The sequence below is a fragment of the Trinickia sp. Y13 genome (assembly GCF_029522115.1).
Classification (GTDB): domain Bacteria; phylum Pseudomonadota; class Gammaproteobacteria; order Burkholderiales; family Burkholderiaceae; genus Trinickia.
Genome location: NZ_JAKWFK010000007.1, coordinates 185,920 through 210,255 on the forward strand (window position 1 = coordinate 185,920; position 24,336 = coordinate 210,255).

Annotated in this window: 17 protein-coding genes; 4 read left to right on the forward strand and 13 right to left on the reverse strand. The window is 61.6% G+C overall.

Annotated features, from left to right (window positions below; genetic code table 11):
• Nucleotides 1-18: 18 nt before the first annotated feature.
• Entirely contained in the window at nt 19-2,325 is a 2,307-nt protein-coding gene (locus MMB74_RS14875; RefSeq protein ID WP_277429412.1) for a glutamate cyclase domain-containing protein, read from the reverse strand.
• 317 nt (nt 2,326-2,642) lie between these two features.
• Nucleotides 2,643-3,554: a LysR family transcriptional regulator gene (locus tag MMB74_RS14880; protein ID WP_277429413.1), complete on the reverse strand. Its 912-nt coding sequence runs from the start codon at nt 3,552-3,554 to the stop codon at nt 2,643-2,645.
• 187 nt (nt 3,555-3,741) lie between these two features.
• On the opposite strand from MMB74_RS14880, the gene MMB74_RS14885 reads away from it, so the two are divergent.
• Nucleotides 3,742-4,539 (forward strand): putative hydro-lyase, encoded by a 798-nt coding sequence (locus MMB74_RS14885; RefSeq protein WP_277429414.1) that lies wholly within the window; start codon nt 3,742-3,744, stop codon nt 4,537-4,539.
• Between the two features lie 47 nt (nt 4,540-4,586).
• Here MMB74_RS14885 and MMB74_RS14890 read toward each other — a convergent pair whose 3' ends face one another.
• From MMB74_RS14890 to MMB74_RS14905, 4 genes are all read right to left on the reverse strand, one after another.
• Complete coding sequence (locus MMB74_RS14890) at nt 4,587-5,183, reverse strand: gamma-glutamylcyclotransferase (RefSeq protein WP_277429415.1); 597 nt, start codon at nt 5,181-5,183, stop codon at nt 4,587-4,589.
• Between the two features lie 299 nt (nt 5,184-5,482).
• On the reverse strand, nt 5,483-7,159 hold the full coding sequence (locus tag MMB74_RS14895) for a ShET2/EspL2 family type III secretion system effector toxin (protein WP_277429416.1): 1,677 nt from the start codon (nt 7,157-7,159) through the stop codon (nt 5,483-5,485).
• Nucleotides 7,160-8,000: 841 nt separating this feature from the next.
• Nucleotides 8,001-8,933 (reverse strand): LysR family transcriptional regulator, encoded by a 933-nt coding sequence (locus MMB74_RS14900; RefSeq protein ID WP_277429417.1) that lies wholly within the window; start codon nt 8,931-8,933, stop codon nt 8,001-8,003.
• A 30-nt stretch (nt 8,934-8,963) separates the two neighbouring features.
• Nucleotides 8,964-12,638 (reverse strand): hydantoinase B/oxoprolinase family protein, encoded by a 3,675-nt coding sequence (locus MMB74_RS14905; RefSeq protein ID WP_277429418.1) that lies wholly within the window; start codon nt 12,636-12,638, stop codon nt 8,964-8,966.
• Nucleotides 12,639-13,027: 389 nt separating this feature from the next.
• On the opposite strand from MMB74_RS14905, the gene MMB74_RS14910 reads away from it, so the two are divergent.
• Both MMB74_RS14910 and MMB74_RS14915 read left to right on the forward strand, forming a co-directional pair.
• Nucleotides 13,028-14,317 (forward strand): MFS transporter, encoded by a 1,290-nt coding sequence (locus MMB74_RS14910; RefSeq protein WP_277429419.1) that lies wholly within the window; start codon nt 13,028-13,030, stop codon nt 14,315-14,317.
• Between the two features lie 524 nt (nt 14,318-14,841).
• On the forward strand, nt 14,842-16,533 hold the full coding sequence (locus tag MMB74_RS14915) for a tetratricopeptide repeat-containing glycosyltransferase family protein (protein ID WP_277429420.1): 1,692 nt from the start codon (nt 14,842-14,844) through the stop codon (nt 16,531-16,533).
• On the opposite strand, the gene MMB74_RS14920 is transcribed toward MMB74_RS14915, so the two are convergent.
• From MMB74_RS14920 to MMB74_RS14940, 5 genes are all read right to left on the reverse strand, one after another.
• Nucleotides 16,475-16,792: a hypothetical protein gene (locus MMB74_RS14920; RefSeq protein WP_277429421.1), complete on the reverse strand. Its 318-nt coding sequence runs from the start codon at nt 16,790-16,792 to the stop codon at nt 16,475-16,477. The genes MMB74_RS14915 and MMB74_RS14920 overlap by 59 nt on opposite strands.
• Nucleotides 16,789-17,505, reverse strand: coding sequence for an AzlC family ABC transporter permease (locus tag MMB74_RS14925; RefSeq protein WP_277429422.1), 717 nt, complete (start codon nt 17,503-17,505; stop codon nt 16,789-16,791). The genes MMB74_RS14920 and MMB74_RS14925 overlap by 4 nt, the downstream gene beginning before the upstream one ends.
• A complete protein-coding gene (locus MMB74_RS14930; RefSeq protein ID WP_277429423.1) occupies nt 17,502-18,254 on the reverse strand; it encodes a 2OG-Fe dioxygenase family protein in 753 nt (250 codons plus the stop codon). Before MMB74_RS14930 ends, MMB74_RS14925 begins: the two co-directional genes overlap by 4 nt.
• A gap of 22 nt (nt 18,255-18,276) precedes the next feature.
• Nucleotides 18,277-19,767: a radical SAM protein gene (locus MMB74_RS14935; protein ID WP_277429424.1), complete on the reverse strand. Its 1,491-nt coding sequence runs from the start codon at nt 19,765-19,767 to the stop codon at nt 18,277-18,279.
• A gap of 75 nt (nt 19,768-19,842) precedes the next feature.
• Nucleotides 19,843-20,040, reverse strand: coding sequence for a hypothetical protein (locus MMB74_RS14940; protein WP_277429425.1), 198 nt, complete (start codon nt 20,038-20,040; stop codon nt 19,843-19,845).
• 806 nt (nt 20,041-20,846) lie between these two features.
• Here MMB74_RS14940 and MMB74_RS14945 point away from each other — a divergent pair.
• On the forward strand, nt 20,847-21,695 hold the full coding sequence (locus MMB74_RS14945) for a class I SAM-dependent methyltransferase (protein ID WP_277429426.1): 849 nt from the start codon (nt 20,847-20,849) through the stop codon (nt 21,693-21,695).
• Here MMB74_RS14945 and MMB74_RS14950 read toward each other — a convergent pair.
• Together MMB74_RS14950 and MMB74_RS14955 are read right to left on the reverse strand one after the other, a co-directional pair.
• A complete protein-coding gene (locus MMB74_RS14950; RefSeq protein ID WP_277429427.1) occupies nt 21,692-22,615 on the reverse strand; it encodes a class I SAM-dependent methyltransferase in 924 nt (307 codons plus the stop codon). The two genes, MMB74_RS14945 and MMB74_RS14950, sit on opposite strands and share 4 nt — an antisense overlap.
• Nucleotides 22,616-22,725: 110 nt before the next feature.
• A complete protein-coding gene (locus MMB74_RS14955; RefSeq protein ID WP_277429428.1) occupies nt 22,726-24,153 on the reverse strand; it encodes a hypothetical protein in 1,428 nt (475 codons plus the stop codon).
• Between the last annotated feature and the right edge of the window lie 183 nt (nt 24,154-24,336).

The window sequence follows — 24,336 nt, forward strand, 5'->3', positions numbered from 1 at the left end:
TGGACGATGTGACGAGACTTAGGCGAGAGGGCGCGTAGCCGTCTCGGACGACGTGGATGCGTCGCGGCGCCAGCCAGCCGCTTGCGGGCGCGCTGCATCGCCGCCTGCCGCGGCCGGACGGAGCGACGACTCCGGCTTGTCGATCAGCGGCTTGAGCAACTGCATGTCGAACTTGCGCGAGAAGTCGACGCCGGACATGAGGTGGAAGTTCGTCTTGGCCCCGAGGAACGTCTTGGCCGATTCGCGCACGTCGCTTTCCTTGCCCGACGTGATGACGATCGGATCGAGCGAGGCGCGGCGGCGGTAGCGCGGGTGATCGGCCTGGCCGGCCGCCTTGTCCATCGATTTTTCGATCGCCTTGGCCTGCACCGACATCGGATCGATGACGGGGATGTCGATGCCGCGTTCCTTGAGGTAGTTCTCGATAAACGGCTTGTAGGCCGGATAGTGCGTGCAGCACAAAAAGACGGACGTCGCGTCGGCGGGAATCCGGTCGACGATCTCCTTGATGTCGGCCATCATGATCGCGCGTGTCTCGGGCTTGCTGTACATCTGGTCGAAGTTGTTGATGAACGGCGCCCAGTTCGGCGCACCGATGGTCGTCGTCATTCGTTCCTCTCGATTGCCGAGTTTCTCCGCGCTTTCGTTGATCGCCTTCAGGTAAGCCATCGAATTGATCGTGGCAGGGGTGGCCAGGACGGCTGGACGCGCGCCGCCCGTCTTGACGATTTCGTCGGCGGTCACCTCGATCAGATTCAGTACTTCGATGTTCTTGACCTGCTCCAGAGCGTGCGGGAACGTCGTGCAAGCCGTGTTGCAGGCCATGGCGATCATATCGACGCCCATTTCCTCGCTGGCGCGCAGACCGTTGCCGACGAGCGTGATCAGCTGCGGATGCGCTTCGCTGCGCTTGGCCAACTCTTGCGGCGTTGCATCGGCCGAGGTGAAGACCGGGACGTCGTTCGGCCCGCCCGTGTTGAACTCGCTGAAACGGCCGTACGGCGCGTTGGCATGATCCACGACGATCGTAAACCGCGCGTTGTGCGGCGAACGGTATTGCAGATAGCCCGCGAGGTTCTTGGTGGCAATGAGGCCGCCGTTGCTCGAATCGAACGCGGAGATCCGGAAGGGTGCGTGGCCCTTGGGCGTCTTGCTGGCGATCATGGGGTCCGTCGGCAATTCCGTCTGCGTGATGGCGCGCACCAACGAGAGCATCCTGCCGTGCGTGCTCGGCGAGAAGCCGTCGACCCCGGAGGTTTTGCCGTCGATCTCTTCATCGACCTTGGCGCCGCGCGTCACGCCGTCGACCGCGCCTGCAGCCATCGAGGCTTCGATCATCTCGCGTTGCTGATCGGGTGTGTGCAGCTTGTCGAGTTTGCCGTGCAGTTGCAGCACGGCCGCCCCAAGCGCTTCGGCCCCGAGGTTCGAGTTCCACGACGTGATCTGGTACTTGGCAGTCGGTACGGCAGCCATCTCGCTGCCGTCCAGCGCCTTCGGAATGCCGGGGCGTCCGCCCATGCCCGCTTCGTTGCCGCCATCGCCGACACCGAACGTCGGGATACCGCGGTTGTGAGCTTGGATCAGCACTTCGTCGACAGCGCCGTTGACGTTGTCGATCGACACGCCGCGCATATTGCTTCGGTAGCCGTTCACGTTACGGCCCGGCAACTCGATCGCGCCCACGAAGTCGGGTTTGTACTCGTCGAGCAGCCGGTTCGCGTGCGGCGCAGCATCGGCTTGCTTGTGGTCGAAGTTGACGAACTCGGTGAATTGCGCCGATTCCTTGTTCGCGACGGCAAGAGGAGCGCGCGTCGGTGCTTCGTTCGGCTTGTCCGTCACGATGATGACGGTCTTGCCGACTTGCTGCAGCGCGTGCGCGAGTGCTGCCGTCCCCGGCGGCCCATCGGTTTCCGGCAGCGGCAGGCCCGTTTCAGGATGCGCGCCGACCGAAAAGCCCGTCAGCAAAATGACCTTTTTAATGTGTTCGGGTGCCAGAGCGCGGGCCGCCTGAATCAAACCCTCGGGATTTTTGAAGTGTTCGATATTGCGGCCTTTGAACCATGTCAGAACATGCTTATTCATTTCGGCCGTGAATTTTGCATCGACATCCGTTTGGCTGCGCGCGAGCGTGGCTCGAACCTGCGAATGCGATGCACTCTGCGTACGCGGCGTGCGAGGCATATTGGAAAGCGCGCCGTGCGTTGCGCGCGGGCTGCTCGACTGTACGGTGGGTTCGGATTGACGCGCTTGTCCCGTTTGCGCCGATTCACTACTCGACGGCAATTCGGGCAGATGCGCCGAATTATTAATCGAATCGATTGCCATATTAAAACTTCCTCGGAGAGTTGACAAAAAGAGGCCCGCTCAGGCAGTAGGCCTGATTGCGGTGTCATCGGATATGCGAAGTGACGAGCGAATCTTAGGCGTGCAGTATCACGGCGCCGCCGATGGGGCGAACGTTCGATCCGAAATGCGAAGGAAAAGTGAAAACCCGGTGAGGGGCGTAAGTTTGATGCGTGCGGTATTGGTCGCGGCAGGAGGAAGATTAATTAAACTGTGTCATCGATTATTAAAATCGAGTCAACTTTATTCGATTTTCGTGTGTGAAATCGATTTAGAACGGCAACACGGGGCGACGCGACTCAGTCTGTCAATGGTTCGAATAGATTATATTGCGCCAATACGGCGCGTGCCATTTGCACGAGCAACGCCGAATCCTCGTTTTCTTCGTCGCGCGGGTAGGCAATATAGTAAGTACGCGGCGCAAGTGCCGGCCGAGTGACGAGGTACTGCAGCATCCCGCGGTCCACGTCGGCTTGGACGATCGATCTGGGCAGCGCAGCAATGGCATGCCCCGCTGCCACCAGTTGCGTGATCAGCGAGATGGAATTGCAAGTGCTGTAATTGTCGAGCGACACCCCGCCGGCGCGGAACCACTCGGCGGCTGCGCCAAACAGCGTGGAGGGCGGCGGCGTCAGGACGATGGGCAGATCGACGAGATCAGCCGGTGTCGAGGTCGCACGGGGCGGGGCGAAGCGGGCGGCCGCCACCCAGCACAGCGGGGCGCGGCCGATCGCGATGTCGACGATGCCGGGGGCCGAAACCGGCTCCATGAGAATGGCGACGTCGAGTTCCTTGCCGTTCAGCTTGCGGCTGAGCGCGCTCCCGATGTCGATCGTGAGTTCGACGCGCAGCGACGGGTAACGGGCTTTCAACTGCGTCAACATATCGATGAGGCCGCTCATGGCCGTCGATTCGTTCGTACCGAGCCGCAGGAGGCCTCGGAACGGGTTCGTCGCGCGCGCGGCATCGCCGAAGTCGTCCGCGAGCCGCAGGATTTTCTCGGCCTGCGCCAGCAGCCTGCCGCCCAGCGCGGTCAACTCAGTCCGATAAGCGCCGCGCTCGAATAGCTTGCTTCCTAGGACCTCCTCGAGCTCGTGAATCCGCGCGGAGATGGTGGGCTGCGTGAGATGCAGCCGCCGGGCCGCCGCGTGGAACCCGCCGAGCCGCGCGACCCAGTAGAAAGTCTCGATTTGCCGCAGTGATGCCCGCATGAGGGTGCCTTGATCGGAAATTTCTATCGAAATGGACCGAGATGTCCGATTAGGTTCAATCGGCGGGCGGATTATAGACTGTTAGATGGTGCCGCCGTCAACGCCGCCGGCTCGGACCGGCCATTCGTTTGTCTGTGGCCCCGGCGTCCACTCTTTTATTTTTCGAATTCTTTCAAGGCCAATGAACATGGAGACCTCGAGCTTTCACGCCCTCACGCCCGCGCAGTTGCGCGCCGCCATCCGCCGAGGCGATTGGAGAAAGCCCACGGCTGGCCTCGCGCCCCGCTACGTGCAGGTCAATCTCGCGATCCTGCCTGCTGCCGACGCGGCGGAATTTCAGCGCTTTTGTCAGCGCAACCCGAAGCCGTGCCCGCTGATTGCCGTGTCGGAAGTCGGCGATCCTCGCATGACGATGCTGGGCGCCGACCTCGACATTCGCACCGACGTACCGCGTTATCGCGTTTTCCAACACGGCGAGGAAGTGGCGCAGCCGAACAACGTGCTCGACTATTGGCGCGACGATCTGGTGACGTTCGCCATCGGTTGCTCATTTACGTTCGAGCATTCGCTCATCGAGCATGGGATCGGCATTCGCCACATCGAGCAGGGGCGCAACGTGCCGATGTTCCGCACGGGCGTGCAGACCACGCCAGCCGGTAAGTTCTCCGGACCGATGGTCACGACGATGCGCCCGATGAAAGCAGCGGACGCGATTCGCGCCATCCAGATCACCTCGCGCTTTCCGGGCGTGCATGGTGCGCCTGTGCATATCGGCGATCCTTCGCTGATCGGCATTTCGGACCTGAGCAAGCCCGAGTACGGCGACGCCGTCGACGTGCGCGAAGGTGAGATCCCGGTGTTCTGGGGCTGCGGCGTCACGCCTCAAGCCGCATTGCTGCAGGCCAAGCCCGAGTTCTGCATCACGCATGCGCCGGGATTTATGCTGATCACGGACCTGCTCAATAGCGATTACGCCGTGATCTGATTTCGGCGCAGGCAAAAAGGAGGCCACCGGGGGGCGCCAGCGGTCGGCTACGGGCCGCATCGTTGGAGCAGCCCCTCGAGATGTTCGTCGCGGATGCCATGGGCCTGCAGCCGTGCGACGGTCTGGGCCAAATACTCGAGCGCACTGCCGTGCGGCCTCGCAGCGTGTCGCAGTACGTGTCGCACGAGCGTATCGGTAGTATCGGTGGTATCGGTGACTTCGCCCGCATGGTTGGGCGCCCCTTTGCGCAGCACAAATGTCAGGGCCATGACCTCGCGCCCGCCGTCTAGCAGGCAGGGGAGCCAGCGTGGCCGGTAGGAGTCCATGACGAGCTCGCGGTCCCAAAGCGCCGCAAGCGCTGCATCCACATGCTCGGCATCGATTCGATGCGCGACGCCGCGGCATTCGCCGCCCTCGTCCAGCGCCAGCACGAGCCGCGGCCTTTTGTGCGTGCCTCGGCTGACGCAGGACCATAGACATAGCTTGCGATGGTAGCCCTCGACGAGAGCGCCAACGGTCTCGGCTGCGGGCAGCGCAGGCCGCCAGATGCGTGATCCATACGCGAAAAACCAGATCGGTGCGCCCGGCTGATGGACGTCGAGGGCCTCGCGCAACAGCCATGCGCGTTGCTCGTCGCTCAGCATGCCGCGAGGATTCCATACATTGCAGCGAGCCGCACTTTTGCTCCTTTCGGCAACGAATAGGCGACATTGGCCGGTGTATTGAATGACCGACGGTAGTGTCGTTCAATCGATGCGTGTTGGCATTCTACGAATGCCGCGCTGATAGAACATAATCGAAAATGACTGCCCCAAATGATCGGGTATTTTTATTGGAGGGGCCAGGCGGAGGAGGAACATTGCCGGAGTGTCGGCGCCGATATCGATCGGGCGCCGGGCTCGCCTGTGGTGGCGAGTCGCGTTGCTTGCGGCACGTTCGCGATTTAACCCCTGGGTTTGCCGCCAGTCATGAGTTCCGTTTTCATCGCCTCCGGCAACGACGTTTGATGAATGAGGTCTTCGTACAGATTCAGCAGATCCGAGTGCCCGGCTCGTTCGGCGCGCGCTAAAGCAGTCGTCCCATCCGCACTTCGCGCTGCGATGAGTTCCACCTTGACGGCGTCGGGTAGGTTGGAATGGCCGATTTGCTTGACGAAGCGCATGACCGTGTAGGCATCGCCGCGTTCCATGGCGTGCGCGAGCGCAGGCGTGCCTTGAGCGTCCTTGGCCGCCAGCAACTGCGACTTGATGGTCACCGGCAACGTCGAGTGCAGGATCGTTTTCATCAGGAGCCCGGCCGCTGCGGCGTTTCCGGACTTCGTCGCCCCCAATAACGCGGGCGCGCCCTCGGGATCCTTTGCTTCCAAGAGATCGGCCTTTACCTGTGCCGGGAGGTTCGCCTCCGCGACTACCTCGGCGAAGGTCTCGATGGTATCCAAACTGTTGTAATGGGGCACTTGCATCATGCTGTTGAACACCGGCATGCCGAGCTGAGCCATGACTCCGAGCAGCTTGGCGTGCATGTGCGGCGGCAGCCCCGCCTTGTCGAGCAATCGGCCGTATGCGCGCACGGCTTCGCTGTTGCCGAGCGTAAGCGCTTCAGAAAGCATTGAAGTGCCGGAAGCTTCTCTCGCTTCCAGCATGCCCGCCAGTTTTTCATGATCGATGTGAGCGAGCCCGGTCTCGCTCAGTTGAGCTGCAACGAGATCGAGCGCTTCCGGTACGTTCTCGCGTAGGGCGAGGCCGATCCGTGCTTTGACGACGCCTTCCTCGGCGGTGACCGCTTTGCCCTCGAACCCCGCGGGCATGGTCTTCGACATGACCGCCACCGCAGCGGCGTTCGCATAGCTGACACCAGGGTCGACGAAATCGCGAAATGTAAGGCGCTCGAGCGAATGCAGATCGGTCACCCTGACTCGTTTATGCGTAAGGGTATGGTTCGGGTCGTAGAAGGTTACGACGTAGACCGGTGTGCCTTTGTCGGGATCCGCTTTGACCTTTATCGTCATGGCCATAGCATGCCCCGTGTAGGACTGCGCCGCTGTCTCACTATAATCCGCCACATTGAGGACGGCCGAGGCATGCGATTGCCCGGTCGATTCCAGCTTTTTGAACGCGTTCGCCAGTGACGCGCCGAAACGATCGCTGTCCACGACCGCGCGAGCCGCATCGGGACCCAGCCCTGCGCCATGCAAATAGTTGCGAGGCTGCAAATACTTGTCGCGCCATGCTTTGTCGACAAAATTATCGTAATGCAGTGGGCCGGAGACGGACAGCTTGTCGAAGTCGAACTTGCCGTCGTTGTCGTCGGAAGCAAGGCAATAGGCGAGGGCCAGGTGTCTGCACCACAACTTGTCCACAGTGGTGTCGGTGGGTTCCATGCCTTTTTCGAACGCGATCTGACCGTTCAGGTTGGTCAGCGTTCGTTTCGACGAAAAATAGGGTGCCTCCTTCGTCAACCGGGCGGCGGGAGGCTCGGAGAACAGTGCCGAGAAGGTCCGCCGAGGAACGCGATAGCCGTCGTCGGCCATCTTTCGCGCGCCGTGGGTGTAGAGCAGATGCTGCTCTTGCGGCGCGATCGTCCCCTCGCTCCAGGCATGGTACTCGAGCCGTTCCGCCACTGCGTTTCGGACTTCGGGAGGGAGCGCCGGATCGCCGATCACGCTCATGAAGTTGTCGAAGGCCTTCGCGTACTCGGGCCGCTCGTCCGACTGGTAGTACTGGACTCGCGTGCTCAGGAGGGCGGGCAACGATACTGCCGCACCTACGACAGTAGCGCTCGGTATCGCGTTGGCGACCTGCTGCGACCGATGCAACTGCTGCTGCAAGGGGGAGTGGGTGCGCAAGCGTGCCTGCTGGACCGAGAGCCACATCGTCAGCGCTTCACGGGCAGCCGGCGTATTGCCCCGCATCGTTCGGGCAAGCTCCGTTTCGAGCTCGTCGCGCTGCTCCGGCAGCAAGCTCTTTGCGTACAGATATTGCTCGGACGCGGACTTCTTGAACCACCGCTTGACGCGCTTGTCGGAAAGCGTCGACATATCGGCGACGGCCGTCTGCACGTCCCACGGTTTCTGGCGAGCCATCGCTCGCGGCGGCACTTTAGGCGCAGTGCACTGCAAAGCACTGGCAGTAGGCGGCATGGCGGGCGCTTGCTTCTTGAACGGAGACAGGCATGCCAGCGGCCCTGACAAGGCCCGGCGCGCATTCGACGAGGGGCGCTGAGCCGTCGGCGTAGCGGCGGGCGCCGAGGAGCGATCGGCCGACAACGCTTCGGGCGTAAGCACCGGCGCGGCCGAATTGATAGGCGTGGGCACGCTGACCTCCAGGATGTGGTCTTGGCGAGTAACGGCGACTTCACCGTGACCCCAACGTACCGAAGCCATGTTGCGGATTGCGCTGCACCATCCGCAGTCGAGCTCGAAATTACGAAGTCGCAGGTAACGTTTTCATTTCGCGCTCGTTTTAGAGCGCTTCGATGAGTTCGCCCGGTTGACTCAGGCAATACTCTGCGCAGGCTTCGTGCGCCGCATTCAAGGCTGCGTTGACGGTTACGCCAGCATCGGCCCGGGCGCACAGAGAAATCACGATCGGCGGGGGCGCCGGGCGCATAGGTATCTCGGCGAATTCGCCGCTCGAGAGGGCGTCGGCCACGAACAAGCGCGGGATCGCGGCCACGCCGTAGCCGTCACGTACGAGCTGTACGATGGCGGCCACGGACGGCGAGCAAATGATCCGCATCTGGTCGGTCCGCATGCCATGCTCTATGGCAAGGCCATGCACGATGTGCTCGAGCGCGATCTGTGGGGTCGTTCCGCGCCCGAAGGTCAGCACCGGTCTCTTGAGGATCTGCTGTGCCAGGCCGTCGGAATGCTGCGCGAGCAGGTCGCGCCGCGCGATCCAGCGCACCGGATAGCTGGCGATGGCACGGGACACCACGCGGGCGCTGTCGACGCCTTCGACGCGCAGCGCCACATCGAGTTCGCCCGCGAGCAGCCGCTTTTGCAATGCGGCGCTCGTGTCGACCGAGAGATCGACCTCGAGCGTCGGAAACCGCGCGTTCAGATGCGAGAGGTAATGCGCGAGCCAACTATGTACGACCGTCTCGTTCACGCCGAGCCGCAAGGTGCCGCCGACAACCGGCTCGGCGCCGGCCGCCTCCCGCAGCGCGCGCGTCGCGTCGATCACGTCCCTCGCGAAGCCGACGAGATATTGACCGGCCGGGGTGAGCAGGAACGTGCGCGAACGCCGGTCGACGAGCTCGCATTTGAGCTCGTCCTCGAGCGTGCGGATGCGCAGCGAGATGGTCGCCGGCGTGGCGTGAAGACTCCGTGCCGTCGCCCGGAAGCTCTGGAGCTGGGCGAGCGTCACGAAGGTTTCTAAGAAGCGGGTGTTCATCGCACCAAGGCCCCTTCACGCCGGCCGGGTTCAATCGGCCGAACCGTAGCCACCGCCGCCCGGGGTTTCGATGACGAACACGTCGCCACGCTGAACGACCGTCGTATGTGTGGCGCCGAAATGCTCGATAGTGCCATTGGCTCGCTCCACCCAGTTGCACCCGGCGCGTCCCTGTTCGCCGCCTGCGAGGCCGAACGGCGGCACTTCGCGGCGGTTGGCGAGGATGCTCGCCGTCATGGTGCGCGTGAAGCGAATACGCCGCACCGCGCCGTCGCCGCCCGATTGACGGCCCCGGCCGCCGCTGCCGCGGCGGATCGCATGCTGCTCCACGACAACGGGGAAGCGCCATTCGATGACTTCCGGATCAGTCATCCGCGAGTTCGTCATGTGCGTCTGAACCACCGAGGTGCCGGGATGGTCGGGGCCCGCGCCCGAGCCGCCCGCGATCGTCTCGTAGTACTGGTGGTCGTCGTCGCCGAACGTGAAGTTGTTCATCGTGCCCTGCGACGCGGCCATGATCTTCAGCGCGCCATAGAGCGCGTCCGTCACGGCCTGCGAGACTTCGACGTTGCCTGCCACGACCGCCGCCGGATAGACGGGGCTCAACATCGAGCCTTCCGGAATCACGATGTCGAGCGGACGGAGCACTCCCTCGTTCATCGGAATCGAACCGGCCAGCAGCGTGCGGAATACGTAGAGCACGGCTGCCTTGCACACCGAGCGCGGCGCGTTGAAGTTACCGGGGCGCTGCTCGCTCGTGCCGGTGAAATCCACGCGCGCCTGGCGGCGCTCGCGGTCGATCGTGACGCATACGCGAATCTGAGCGCCGTCGTCCATGCCGTAGGTGAACTCGCCGTCACCGAGTGCGCTGATGGCGTTGCGCACCGCTTCCTCGGCGTTGTCCTGCACGTGGTTCATATAGGCCAGGACGACCTCGGCGCCGTAGCGGCGCGTTGCGGCCAGCAGTTCGGTCGTGCCGCACTTGCAGGCTGCAATCTGCGCCATGAGATCGGCAATGTTCTGGTCGATGTTGCGCGCGGGGTAGGGGCCCGAGGCGAACAGCGCTCGCACCTGGGCTTCCAGGAACGTGCCGCCGTCCACGATCTGTACGTTGTCGAGCAGGACGCCTTCCTCTTCGATGACCGTGCTGTTGGGGGGCATCGAGCCCGGCGTGATGCCACCGACATCGCCATGGTGCCCGCGTGCCGCCACGTAGAACAGCAGTTCGTCGCGCTCGGCCGCGTGCACGGGCATCACCACGGTGATGTCGGGCAGGTGCGTGCCGCCGTTGTAGGGCACGTTCAGCATGAATGCGTCGCCACGCTTCATCGTCGCGCTGTGCTCGCGGATCACCGTCAGCACGCTGTCGCTCATCGAGCCGAGGTGCACCGGAATATGCGGAGCGTTGGCGATCAGGCCGCCGTTGCGATCGAAGATGGCGCACGAGAAGTCGAGACGCTCCTTCATGTTGACCGAGTACGAGGTCTTCTCGAGCGTCACGCCCATCTGCTGCGCGATCGACATGAAGACGTTGTTGAAGATCTCGAGATGAACCGGGTGGACTTCGGTCGTGATGACGTTGGCCGGTTTGGCTGCGCCCTCGCGCTCCACGTCTTCCTGGTCGAGCCGCAGCGTGCCGTCCTCGAGCATCGTCGCGCGCCAGCCAGCGAGCAACACGATAGTCGAGATGTCTTCGGTGAGCAGCGCCGGGCCCGTGAGCGAGTCGCCGACCGCGAGCGTGTTGCGGCGCACGAGGGGCACGTCCGTCCAGGCGCCGTCAGCGAACATGGCAATGCGCGTGCCGGCCTCGATGGCCGTTTCGGCCCGTCCATGCGCTTGTGCATGGCCGACGGCCGCACCGTTCTCGGTGATGCCCACGGCCTCGATGGCGATCGACTCGACCACCAAGGGCTTCGCTTCCATCACGAATCCGAAACGCTTCTGATGGAGCGCCTCGAAGGCGGTCTTCATCGCGAGCGCATCGCCGAACGGGACTTCCAGGGTCGAGTCGGTGTTCTGGTACTTCAGGCGTGCGGAGCGAATCGTGCGCACGCGCTGGCGCGGCACGCGCTGGGCGAGGACCTCGTCCACGGCCGCGCCCTCGAGTGCCTGATAGCTCTCGCGCAGCGCTGCCACGGTCTCGTCTTCGAGCACGGACTCGATGGCCTTCTCGCGCAGCACGCGCAGATCGGCCAGGCCCATGCCGAAAGCCGACAGCACGCCCGCGAACGGGTGCAGCACGATGCGCCGCATGCCGAGCGACTCGGCCACGGCGCAAGCCGCCTGGCCGCCTGCGCCGCCGAATGCGCACAGCGCGTAATCGGCGACGTCATGGCCGCGTTCGACAGAGATCTTCTTGATCGCCTGCGCCATGTTGTCGACGGCGATCGTGAGGAAGCCCTCGGCAATGGCTTCGGGGGTCATCGTGCGGCCCGTCTCGGCGCTCACGCGCGCCGAGAGGGTTTCGAACTTTTCGCGGACGGTCGCCACGTCGAGCGGTAGATCGCCGTTCGGCCCGAAGACGTGCGGAAAATGATCGGCTTGCACGCGGCCGAGCATGACGTTGCAGTCGGTGACCGTCAGCGGGCCGCCGTTGCGATAGGCCGCGGGGCCGGGATAAGCGCCGGCCGACTCGGGCCCAACCAGGAAACGGCCGTTCTCGAAGCTGCAGATCGAACCGCCGCCGGCGGCCACGGTATGGATGTCCATCATCGGCGCGCGCACGCGCACACCCGCAACCTGCGTTTCGAAGACACGCTCGTAGGCGCCGTCGTAATGGGCGACGTCGGTGGAGGTGCCGCCCATATCGAACGTAATGACCTTACGCTCGCCCGCGGCTTCCGACGTTTTCACCGCACCGACGATGCCGCCGGCCGGGCCCGAGAGGATCGCGTCCTTGCCCTGGAAGTGCGTTGCTTCGGCCAGGCCGCCGCTCGATTGCATGAACATCAGCGGCACGCTGCCCGTCTGAGCCATGACGCGCTCGACGTAATCGCGCAGCACCGGCGAGAGGTAGGCGTCGACCACGGTGGTGTCGCCGCGCCCGACCAGCTTCATCAGAGGGCTGACGCGATGGCTCACGGAAATCTGCGTAAAACCGCATTCGCGCGCGATCTCGGCCACCCGCAACTCATGCTCCGGGAACCTGTAGCCGTGCATCAGCACGATCGCGATCGACGTGATGCCGGCTTTGCGCGCCTCGGCCAGCGCGCTGCGAGCATGCTCCTCATCGAGCGGTGCCAGCGTATTGCCATGCGCATCGACGCGCTCGCGGATCTCGGCGACGCGCTCGTACATCTGCGAGGGCAGCGCGATGTGACGGGCGAAGATGTCGGGCCGCTCCTGGTAGCCGATGCGCAACTGATCGGCGAAGCCTTGCGTGATGGCCAGCAGCGTGCGTGCGCCCTTGCGCTCGAGCAGCGCATTGGTGGCGACGGTCGTGCCCATCTTGATGACTTCGATGCGCCCGTGCGGCAGCGCTTCGCCGGCTTCCACGCCGATCAGTTCGCGGATGCCCTGAACGACGGCGTCGCGATAGCGTTCGGGGTTCTCCGAAAGCAGCTTGTGGGTGACGAGCGAGCCGTCGGGACGACGCGCGACGATGTCTGTGAACGTGCCTCCGCGGTCCACCCAGAATTGCCAGCGGCCGGCGCCTGCGCCATGCGTCGAAGGGGCGCTACCTTGCTTGTCGTGATTCGAAGTCATCTCCATCGGTCTCCTCAAATGGACATACGGCCGTGGTTCCGAAACGAAGACGGTCCATCGGCGAGTGGAGCGGATTATCGAAGCGTGGTCGAACCAGTGTCGAGGAAGAAATTTGAATGTTGGTTACAAGAAATTTTTATGCGCATACCTGCGAACTACACAGCACGAGCGGTTCAACCGGCGGCGGAGACGATGGGGGGTGGGATAACCCTGACATTTCTGTCAAGGAAATATTGACACTGACGGCTGCAAATCCTCGCTGGCGCGTGACGTTTAGGCGACTTAGTATCGTTTCCATCCTTGAAGGGAAACTCCGATTCGGTCGCATGCATCTTGGCTAGGGCAGCGGCCGGTAACGCTTTTACACACGATCCACCTGGAGACTAGCTATGACCACAAAAGCACAATACGCGGGGGACGCGCAGGGAGCAGCAGCGGCCGATGGGCCGTTCGGCTGGTATCGCCGTGCGAGTGCGAGCGCGCGGCGCGCGTTCTGGAGTTGCAAGATCGGCTATGCATTGGACGCAATGGACACGATGTTCCTCGCGTTCGTCATTCCGGCGATCATGGCAACCTGGGGTATTTCGCGGGCCGACGCCGGCCTTGTCGGCACGGTGACGCTGCTGTCCTCCGCACTCGGCGGCTGGGTGGCCGGCATCTTGTCGGACCGCATCGGCCGTGTAAAGACGCTGCAGGTCACGATCGTCTGGTTTTCGGTCTTCACATTCCTTTGCGCACTTGCGCAGAGCTACGAGCAGTTGCTCTGGGCGCGCGGCTTGATGGGCCTGGGTTTCGGCGGTGAATGGACGGCGGGCGCCGTGCTGATCGGCGAGGCGATTGCCGCGGGCGATCGCGGCAAGGCGGTCGGCACCGTGCAGGCGGGCTGGGCGCTCGGTTGGGGCGTCTCGGCACTGCTTTATACGGTCGTCTTCTCGCTGCTGCCTGGCGAGATGGCTTGGCGCGCGCTTTTCGCTATCGGCCTGCTGCCCGCGCTGTTCGTGATTCCGCTGCGCCGGATGGTGCAAGAGCCTGAAGTCCACGCACGGCAGAAGGCGCGCGAAGCGAGTTCCGGCGAGCATAGCTCGTTCCTTCAGATCTTCAGCAAGTATGGCGCCACGACTTTGCGCGCAGCGATTCTGACGACGGGCGCTCAAGGCGGCTACTACGCGATCACCATCTGGATGCCGACGTGGCTGAAGACGTCGCAGCATTTGAGCGTGGTCGGCACGGGTGGCTATCTCTCGGTGATCATCGTCGGTTCATACATCGGCTATCTGACGAGCGCGGCGCTGAACGACCGCATCGGCCGGCGCTTGACGCTGATCGGCTATGCCGTGGCTTCGATGGCGATCGCCTTTGTCTATACACGCATCCCCATGAGCAACGGCATGCTGCTTGCGCTTGGGTTCCCGCTCGGCTTTTGCGCCTCGGGCATCTTCGCGGGCATGGGCGCGTATTTGTCGGAGTTGTTCCCGACGCGGGTGCGCGGCAGCGGCGCCGGTTTCTGCTACAACTTCGGCCGTGCGGTCGGTGCAACGTTCCCGTTCTTCATCGGGATTGTTTCTAAGACGATGACGCTCGGCGCGGCGATCAGCGTGTTCGCGGCTTCCGCTTATGGCCTCGTGATGCTCGCCGCATTGATCCTTCCCGAGACGCGCGGCGCGCAGCTCGAGGATTGATCGACCTCGCTTGGCGCCTGGCCACGCCCAGGTGTCCGAGCGTGCCGTTGCAGGGCTTGAATCCGTCGCGGTCGATTACACGACCGCGACGTTTTTTTGGGAGCGCGCCGCCTGCATGGTGGCGCGCTTCGGTCGTTCGTCGAGCACGAAGCGATTGAACCATCCCGTCACCGTCAGTTCACTGTGCGTCGTGCATCGTGCGATCGTTCAGCCTGTCTTCGACCAAGCGCTTTACGCTTTTCGTCGCTTTCCGATTTAGGCCCGGTGGCGAGTGCACTTCCGACAAGCGGCGGAAGTTTCCAAGATGCGCACGCGCCTTCGCGTTTCGTGTTTCTCGACCGGATTTCGCAAGCGGGACAATAGAAACGCCCTGCTCTCGGTAGCGTACCAAGCTCGGGAGCGAACGCGGCGCTGACGCCCAGCGCCGTACACGCCCTGTGCCCCTGCGGCCGTCGCACCCGCCGCTACGCCAACCATTGCCTCGATGGGCGCCAAGCCCTGTCGGCCGGACATATTCGAACAACATGACGAGCACCGATAATAGCGACAACCTGCCCGATTGCATCTGCGTCGATCCACAAGAAGCCCTCCATCAAGTCCGCGCGCTGTGCGCGCAAAACAAGCTGGCACAAGCCAGGACGCTATGTCGTGAGATCTGCGTTGCAGAGCCGACGTCGGTCGAGGCATTGAATCTGCTCGCGGCGATCGCGTTGCAAGCGCGTGATTATGAAGACGCCATTGCCACGATGCGGCAGGCGCTTCTTGCGGGCGGCAATGCGGCCGTGACCCACTTCAATATTGGCGTGGCACTGCGCGAACTGGGTCGTTTCGACGATGAGGTTGCCGCATACGACGAATCGTTGGCGCATCGCCCCCGCTTCTTCGAAGCGTGGTTCAATCGTGGTAACGCGCTGCGCTTGCTGGGACGTCACGATGAAGCCATTGCGAGCTTTGATCACGCGATAGCCATCCGGCCGGAATGCGCCGAGGCGTTCAACAATCGGGGCAATGCGCTGGGTGACCTAGGCCGGCACGGAGAAGCGATTATCAGTTTCGACCGTGCATTGACTTTGAAGCCGGATTACGCCGTGGCGCATGACAACCGGGGCAATGCACTCGAAGGTCTCGGACGTCATGACGATGCACTGCGCAGCTACGAGGAGGCGCAGCGGTGTGCGCCTGACTACGCGGATGCTCACTGGAACGAAAGCCTGTGCCGATTGCTCATCGGCGACTACGCCAGGGGCTGGGAGAAGTACGAATGGCGTTGGCGCACCGGCACTTATGTTCGCGATGAATGGCCCCGATTCTCGGTGCCGTTGTGGCTCGGACGCGAATCGCTTGCGGGTAGAACCATCCTGCTGCACGCAGAGGGCGGGCTGGGCGATACGCTGCAGTTCTGCCGCTTCGCGACCTCCGTTTCCACGCTCGGGGCAAGGGTGCTGCTCGAAGTCCAGCCACAACTACACCGCCTGCTGACGGGTCTGGACGGGGTGGACGAGCTACTGGTGCAGGGGCAGCGGCGACCCGCTTTTGATTTTCATTGCCCACTCATGAGTTTGCCGCTCGCGCTTGGAACGCAAAGTGACGCGATCCCCGCGTCGCTACCGTATATCACCCCTGATCCGGAACAGGTGTCCGCCTGGGGGCGACGGATCGGAGAGGACCGCGATCGGCTTCGCGTCGGGCTCGTCTGGGCCGGCAATCCGCGACTGGGCATCGCGACCTCGCACGCGATGGACAAGCGGCGCAGCATGCCGTTTGCGCGTTTCGAACCGCTCTTTGACTTGTGCGGTATCGACTTCTACAGCCTGCAAAAAGGCGATGCTGCGCAAGCCCAGCTCAGGGGCAGTCCGCTCGCGCAGCGTGTCATCGACGTCACGGATCAGATCGAAGACTTCGCTGATACGGCCGCGCTCGTTGCGCATCTGGACCTGGTCATCGCCGTCGATACCTCGACTGCCCACCTGGCGGGTGCGATGGGCAAGCCCGTATGGCTCCTGAATCGGTATGACACGTGCTGGCGCTGGTTTCTCGAACGGTCCGATTCGCCGTGGTATCCCAAGGTAATGCGAATTTTCCGTCAGCCTGAGCCGGGCAACTGGCACGCTGTCGTCGATGAAGTCGGCGACGCGCTTCGACAGCTGGGCGATGGATTTAACCGTGCAGAGACATCCGGACCAGGAAATACACAAGGGTGGCAGCACACGCGGTAAGCAGAAGCCCCGCGCGCGTCGAGAAAGTGACAATGGCCGCTATGGCAATGGCCGCAACGGCGGCTGCGGGCGCAGTGTTGATCTCGGTCCAGGCAATGTACACCACGAAGTTCAGAAAAACGGCCATGGGCAGTACTCGCTCGAGTAAGCCGCGCGCCGTGGGGCCCAGACGCAACCGAACGAACACCGGCAGTACCCGCACGGTTATGCTCGTTGCAAACAACGCCAGAATGGCGAGGGCATGCGAAGAGAAGCTCATGCGCCCGCCCTCCAGAGCCGCCACGTGCTGAAGCCTATGCTGGGGAGCCAGAACCAGGCCCGGCCTAAGAGCGTGAACAGCAACAAAGCGACAGCAACGCAGAGCCCGATTTCCAAAAGCCGGCGACGCCATGACGCCGAAATCTGGGGTACACGAGCCTTGAGTTGACCAAGGGACAACACCAGCAGCACAGCACTCGCAGGAAACCCCAGATTGATGTCCCCAACAAGCAGGCTGTGCGGGATCAATTGAGTTGCGAACGCGCCGACAAGGGTAGACAAAACCCAAGCGCCGTAGATTGTCAAACGGATGGCGAGAATGGATGCGTGAGGGTCATGAGGCCGCTCCACGGCATAAGCCTCATCGCCCAACAAATGCGCAAAAAAGGCGCGTCGCACAGGGTGCCGGGGCAATCGCGAGGAAGTGGTAAAGGCGATTGGGATGTATCGGCAGTTGATCGAAATAGCCATTAACAGCATGGTCAGAATACCGAGTCCTTGATCGGCCAACGGCAGCAATGCAAACTGCCCGCTTCCGGAGAAGCCGAGCAAACTGAAGATCAGCACGTCGACCGCCCCCCAGTTTGCCTGTGCTGCTAACACGCCAAAGAGCATGCCGATCGGCAGGAGGGCCACCCCTGTGGGGACAGCGCGGAGAAATGCCGTCCACGGACCATCCGGCGCGATCGGAGAGGCGTGTGTCCCCGACGTCATGCGGTAGCCTCGGCCGAAAGCGTTGCCTCGCTAGCGCGGCGCTCGTGTGCCGGGCCATAGGCACGCTTGTGCCAACGATTGATTTCGATGACCCAAATATCCCGATGCCCGATGGTACCCTGCGCCGGCGCAATATCTGTCGCGTAGTGAATGTAGCGTTCGTCGTCAATCAACACGGCCTGATTCTCGCCAAGAAGCTGTTGATGAACGATTTGGCGAGACACCGGGTCAATGACCTGCGTTTCCCCACCGGCGACGTTGTGGCGCCCTGCGATAACAATCACGCTGAATTCGTGCCCGTCGCGATGCGGTCCCTCTGGCACAGTGACGCCCTTGAATTCGGCGTTTGCTACCACACGGATCTGATTGACGTTGAGGTGGTAGCGTTCATTTTCATCGATTGGGAGCGCATCGAGAACGGCCACCATCAGCGGCGACGGATCGCACTCGAGTTGTTCGCGATGGCGCATTACGCCGCCGGCCTCAGCCAAACGGATGTATTCGGCCGACTGGACGTACTTGCGCTGTGGCAGCAATGCAAAGATCCATTGTCCTTCCTCACGATAGCCGAAGTACTGCGACAGGCGTATCTGTCGCAAGCGCTTCAAACTGTGCCCGTCACGCGGCATATTGTTGAAGGATTCCAGCACTTGCTCAGGCAGCGGCGGCGTATCGATCACGGCGTAGCCGTGCGTTTTGAAGTGGTCCGCACCGGTTACGGTGGCACGCTCCAAGGCGTGTGCGTCCATGAAGTTTTTCCTCGCTGGTAGATCAGGCTGGTTGCAGGTCGAATGTGGCAATTTCGAAGGGTTGCAGCGATTCGATGTGCTTGCGTGTAATTCCTCGATAGAAGTCGCACGCCGATGGTTCGACGACATCGATGGCGGCATATTTCTTTTCGAGCGGGCCAAGACAGAGGCCGGCGCAAAAACCTTCGATCTCGCATCCATGGCAAAAACTTGGATTCTCGTGGCGAAGCTTGGCATGCTCCACGTAGGCAGGTGCATCAAGAAGGCTCGTTCCTTCCTCTATGGAGCCCAGCAGCGTCGAACCGGCCTTGCATGCAAAAACCGAACCGTTCGGCTCGATGCTGAACTGCGCACCTTTAGCCGAACAATTCTTGAAACCGCGTTCGGAGACGGCATCGTGGCCAAGGAGTACCTGGAATATTTGATGCCAGTAACCCGTCAAAACCACACCGCGCTGCCGACCATATTCGACGACGCGCCACAAGCGCTCGACGATGTTCTGTGCTCCGTAACGGGCATAGAAGCTCGGATCGAAATCGACCACCACGCCGATCTCGCCTGCGCCAACATCGACCGCCAAATCGACGATGGATTCGTCGAAGTCATCCCAGGTAGCAGATGTCAGCGCCGCATTGATTGCGATTCGATTACCTTTTGCCTGTAGGCGCCGCAGACCCTGCATAACTAACGGCGTACTGTCGTCACCGTTCTTTAGCGGACGACTCGGGCTTGTGGGTGAATCAAAGCTAACGCAGACCGCAACACGATGGGCAGCAAAACTTTCAGCGACTTCATCGGTGATCAGAGAGCCGTTCGTCACGGTGGAGTAGGCGATGTGCATGCCATCACGCTCGCCATTGCCAAAGCGGTCGAGGACGGCGGCGATGGCCTTCCAGTTAAGCAATGGCTCGCCTCCGAAGAACTGAACCATCACACTGCGAACGCCAGAGGCGCGCGAAACTGCCAAGGCGTTCTCGACGTAGCGCACTGCATCGTGCGGCTTCATGTGCCTGTTCTTCGGGTCGTACTGGTGATCGAACCGCTCTTTGGAGGCATACATTGAATCGTTGAGATCGACCTTGATCTCATCGCGGGCCCTCAGTCGACTGAGGTCGACCTTGGCCACTTCGGCTTCCGCCGACATTTCCTTTCCTTGAATTCCTTCGAAGCAATAGGTACAACCGAAATTGCAGGCGTTGGCCAGAATGAGCTGAATGATGTTGACTTTCTTCTCGATCTCTGTCGGGGTGTTTTTGTCTGTAGCCTCGTCAACTACTATAAAACCGCGCGCCAATAATTGCTGGATCAACTCGACCTCCCGACTGGAAGCCTCGTCTTCGATCCACGATGTCGGTAGTGCTCGACCTGAACGAAATCCCTGCAAGACATTGAGTGCGGCATCATCAAGCATACACAGCCCACCGCGTTTGCGATGATAAACTGCAGTGCGAGCACCCACAGCAAGTTCAACAACGTCCTTAGACAGGGTGTATCTATTGTTCACCATGTGCATCGGGCCTTCTTGCATAATTAGATAAATACAAGGAACACGAGTCGCGTTTGTGAAGCTACGCGACTCGTGCAGGCCTTACTTGCTCAGACGAGTCTTGAGCAGCATACGCTGGTTGCCCGGCAGCGTGCCACCAACAGTCCCGCCTACCGTGCCACCCACCGTACCGCCGACCGTGCCGCCAACGGTTCCACCTACGGTGCCGCCGACCGTACCGCCCACAGTGCCGCCGACCGTGCCGCCAATGGTGGAGATATTCAAAGAGTTGCCTTGCATTGAAATTCCTCGTTGCGTTGAAAATGGGCCAGTGTCCGGCCCGCTGAATGCATCCGTCGTGCGGATGCAAACTCTGATCCACACAGACTGGTAGCCAAGGTACGCAACGGGTATTAGTGAACCGCACATGTCCTACTCATAGCAGGGCACTCTCTTTGTGCGCTACCGAAGACAGCGCCGTGACGTTGTGTGTCAGCGGTATGCTGTCCAAGTCGGGGAAATTCTTAATAATTTGTAGATAAAGCAGTCTATCACGCGCCTTTGGAAGACTGCCCGTCCCGTATAGAAATTAATCTGCATAAAAAGAATTTCTTACCGCAAGACGTGAAAACGTTTACAACTGATAGCAGCCGATAGGGGCGTGCGAAATGCATCGGCTATATCACTGACTTATTATCGGCAGGCATGGATCTCCGGTGCCTCATCTAACGCATTCCATTACACACGAGTTGGCGTGAGCGGCCTTGTAAACTCTCGCGGCTTGCCATTTACTCTTGCTTTTTGCGCGGCACGCGAATGGCACGAACGACGCAGAGCTGGGCGGCAATCGAATTCGAGGGTGTCGATCTGGGCGACAAGCTCCTGAACCGGCGGGCGGGTTGGCTTTGAACGCATTCGGCCAACGCCGCAGGCGTCTTCGCGAAGTTGTAGACGACTTCGCCGATCAGGCTATGAATCCAGCTTCGGTCAGCGATTGTTTAGCTGAAACAAACGAAACACTGCGTGCCCGCAGGCAACACACGGGCGCCGCAAAAGCGCAAGCGCGCGACATTCGACATTCGACATTCGACACAACAGGGAGTCTCATGCGAGCAGATCGGGGCAGCGGAACCGCTGAATACGTGGCGATGCATCGCGCAGCGCATCAATTGCTCGATGTGCCGGCCATCTTCGACGATCCGTTCGCCGTAGTCATGACAGACCCGCGGTTTGCGCGAGCGTTGCTAGCGGATCCAGAGCCGGAGCAGCGGTGCCTGGCGCCGGGCCGTCGAGCGTTTTTGGCTGCTCGCAGCCGTTATGCTGAAGATCGGCTCGCGCTTGCGATCGAGCAAGGTTGCGAGCAGTACGTCGTGCTCGGCGCTGGTTTTGACACCTTCTGCCTGCGAAACGTAGACAAAGCGCTTCGGGTTTTCGAAATCGATCATCCGGCGACACAGGCAATCAAATTGGCCAGGCTGCGGGAGGCGGGGATCGGCATGCCGGCGAGGACCTCGTTCTACGCGGCCGATTTCACGCGTCAATCGTTAGGGGAAATTCTGCGCGAAGCTGGGGTAGACCATCGCCAACGCACGTTTGTGTCATGGCTCGGCGTTGCGCAATATCTGCCGACCGAGACGGTTCGCGCGGCGCTGCAAGACATCGGCTCGTTCGGCTCCCCGGTCGAGATCGTCTTCGATTACACCCTTCATTACGACCTGCAGAGCGCTGCGCAACGACGCGTCTTCGACGAGTGGCGCAGTCTCGCCGATTTCGGGGGGGAGCCGTTTCGAAGCATGTTCACTCCAGACGAGGTGATCGCGTTGTGCGCTTCAGCCGGATTTTCGGCGGTCACAACTGAGAGCCTCGAGGAACTGAATGCACGCTATTGCGCGCCGGCCGGCAACGGATTGCGAATCGAGGGGATCAATCAATTGGCGTACGCCGCCGTGCGCTAGCGTCCCGCCTTTCGCGCGACGACAGTCGGAAACATCCTCGCCCGATCGTCGATGAAGCGGATGTCCTCGAATCCAGCCTCTTCGAGTTGCCGCGCGGTCTGCGCGTGCGTGCGAAATGCGCTCCATTTCGCTTCGATAATCCGTACGAAAAGCAGATGTTGGAGGGCGAGGGCCGTGTGATCTATCGCCGCTGCGTGCCAGGGAGATTCGGCAGACAAAGCGGGCGGGGGTGTCAGAAAGCTCGTGACGAGGTGACCTCCCGGCTTCAGCATCTCGAAGAACGTACGATACAGTGCCGTCACGCGCGCATCGTCGGGCTCGTAGATGTTCAGACCGTTGCTCGTGACGACGTCCGCCTCCTCGGAAAACCCGGGCTGCCAGGCGTCTGCGCAACGGAGCGAGACTCGATCGGCCAGGCCCCGCTGCGACGCCAGCGTAGCGGCGCCAGCCAGCGCCTCCCTGTCCAGATCGATACCCATCAGCCTGACGTCCTGATGTTGCGCGTAATCGAGCAGCAGCAATTCACCCATGAGCCCGCACGGCACCGATGCCATGACGGCCCCCGGGCGCAGCAGCGCCTGCAATTCGGTGCGGAAGAGACCGAACCGCTCGCGAGTCGCGAGCGTTGCCGGCAATTTTTCGAAGACTGTCTGCTCAAGGCTGCCGTCCGCAGCCGTGCCGGGAATGTACGTGACGACACGATGTGTCCACTGCGCATTGAGCCCGCGATTGATGAGCAGGAAGCGACCCAATTCAAAGCCCGTCAGTTCATCGAGCAGCGCGAGTTGCCGCTCGACGCTCGCGCCAGGGGCATCGCCCCCCTCGCGCAGGCGGCCCCTTATTGCCTCGAGGCGCGCCTCCCATGCCACGTCCGAATCTGCGCCATGAGAGATGACTGTGGTCGATGTGTGTCCCGTCATTCGTACCCTCCGAAATGGGAGGATTTTAAGGCAACGTCATGCGAAGTCGAGAGGCGCGCTTGCGCGGTAACGCGATATGCCTTGTTGAACCGCGGCTTGCTCGTGCTGCATCAATCTCCCTGCCCAATTCTGCCCGCGCCGGCATCGGACAGCACGATCGACTCGACCTGACTCGTTGGATCGAGGTGCGTGATGCCGCCCGCTCCCGGGCCCGATCCCGTCGGGGACGACGAGAGGTCGACGAGTTTGCCGTTGACTAGCGAACCGCTATCGGTCAGATGGCCGGACGATCCGAAGCGTTTGACCAGGCGCTGCTCGCTGATGCCCGTCGTTTCGAACGCGTTGTTTTGCGATGTCACGTTGGCATCGACGCCTATGCCGAAGTTGTACTGGAAGCGATTCGACTGCGTCGAACTATCCTGATAGAGATTGTTGGCGACTTCGACATTGCCGAATCTCACGCGCGGGTCTCGCTGCGACAGGCCCGAGAACAGGTTGTGGTCGATCGTGACGTTGAGCTTGCCCTTGTCGCTCGTCATGCCATCGCTCGAGCCAATCAGGATCGACTTGTTATGGCTCAAAAACTGGTTGTAGGAGAAGGTGGCGTAGTTCGCCCCGTCCGTGAAGTCGATCTGATCGCCGGAGATGGACCCGGGCGGCGCGGAGCCATCCGTGAACGTGTTGTGATCGACCCAGAGGTTCTGCGTACCTTTGGCCTCAATACTGTAGACGCGCCCGTGCGGATTGCCTTGCGCATCCTTCCCGGGGAAAAAGTCGTAAGGCGAACTCATCGTCAAATTGCGGATGATGATGTTGTGCGAATTGCTGACGTTGAAACCGCCGCCGGAAACGCCGGCATCCTTTCCCACGCCGATGATCGTCGTGTTCGGGCCGACATTGATCATGTCATGATTCAGTTGGTCCTTCTCGTTGGCGAAATCCCGCTTGGTCAGTTCCTTGCCGTTGCCATCCTTGTTTAGATCGATGTTGCCCTTGATCAGGATGATCTTCGGTGTTGAATTCGATCCATTCGTGGCGTTGTTTCCGCCGAGCGCCTGGACCAGTTGCTCGCGGTTCGTGACCGTGTAGACATGCGAAGAATCGGCCTTCGAGCCGCCCGTCACGCCGCCGTTTTGCGCACCCCATCCATGTCCTGCGGCCAGCGTCTCCCGAGAATGGTTCCCACCGCTGCCAGCAACCGGGGATGGACTGCCGGTCGATGAATGCGTCGCCGGCTTTTCGGACGGTGCGGGCTCGTTCTGCTGATAATGAACGGGAGTCGGATGGCTCGCATGATGCGGCGACGTCGGGGTCGGCGAATCTTTGCGTCGGTGGGCGCCATGACGATGATGAGACGAGGACTTCCGCGTTCCGTTCTGTTGCTTAATCAGATTGGTGAAATCCTGGTGAAGACTGCCCAGTTGAGTTTCGAAATCCCGCTCGAGCGAGGCCAACTGTTGTTGGACCATCGAATCGAACTGCGTCGATCCGGAAGGTGGCAATAGCGGGAAAAGACTGCTCGAATTGACCGTCGTCATCGCGCGCTCCGGCAGGATGGGCTGAGAGGGGCCGAGGAGAAGGGCACCCAACGCGAATGAGATTAAGGCGCTCGCAGCCAAGCAGATCGGGTGCAGCGAAGCTGTGTATTCGGATGCGAAGCGTGCTCAGGAGACCAGATGAGACGCGGCCCGTCCCCGCTGGCGCTGTAACTTCAGCGTCCT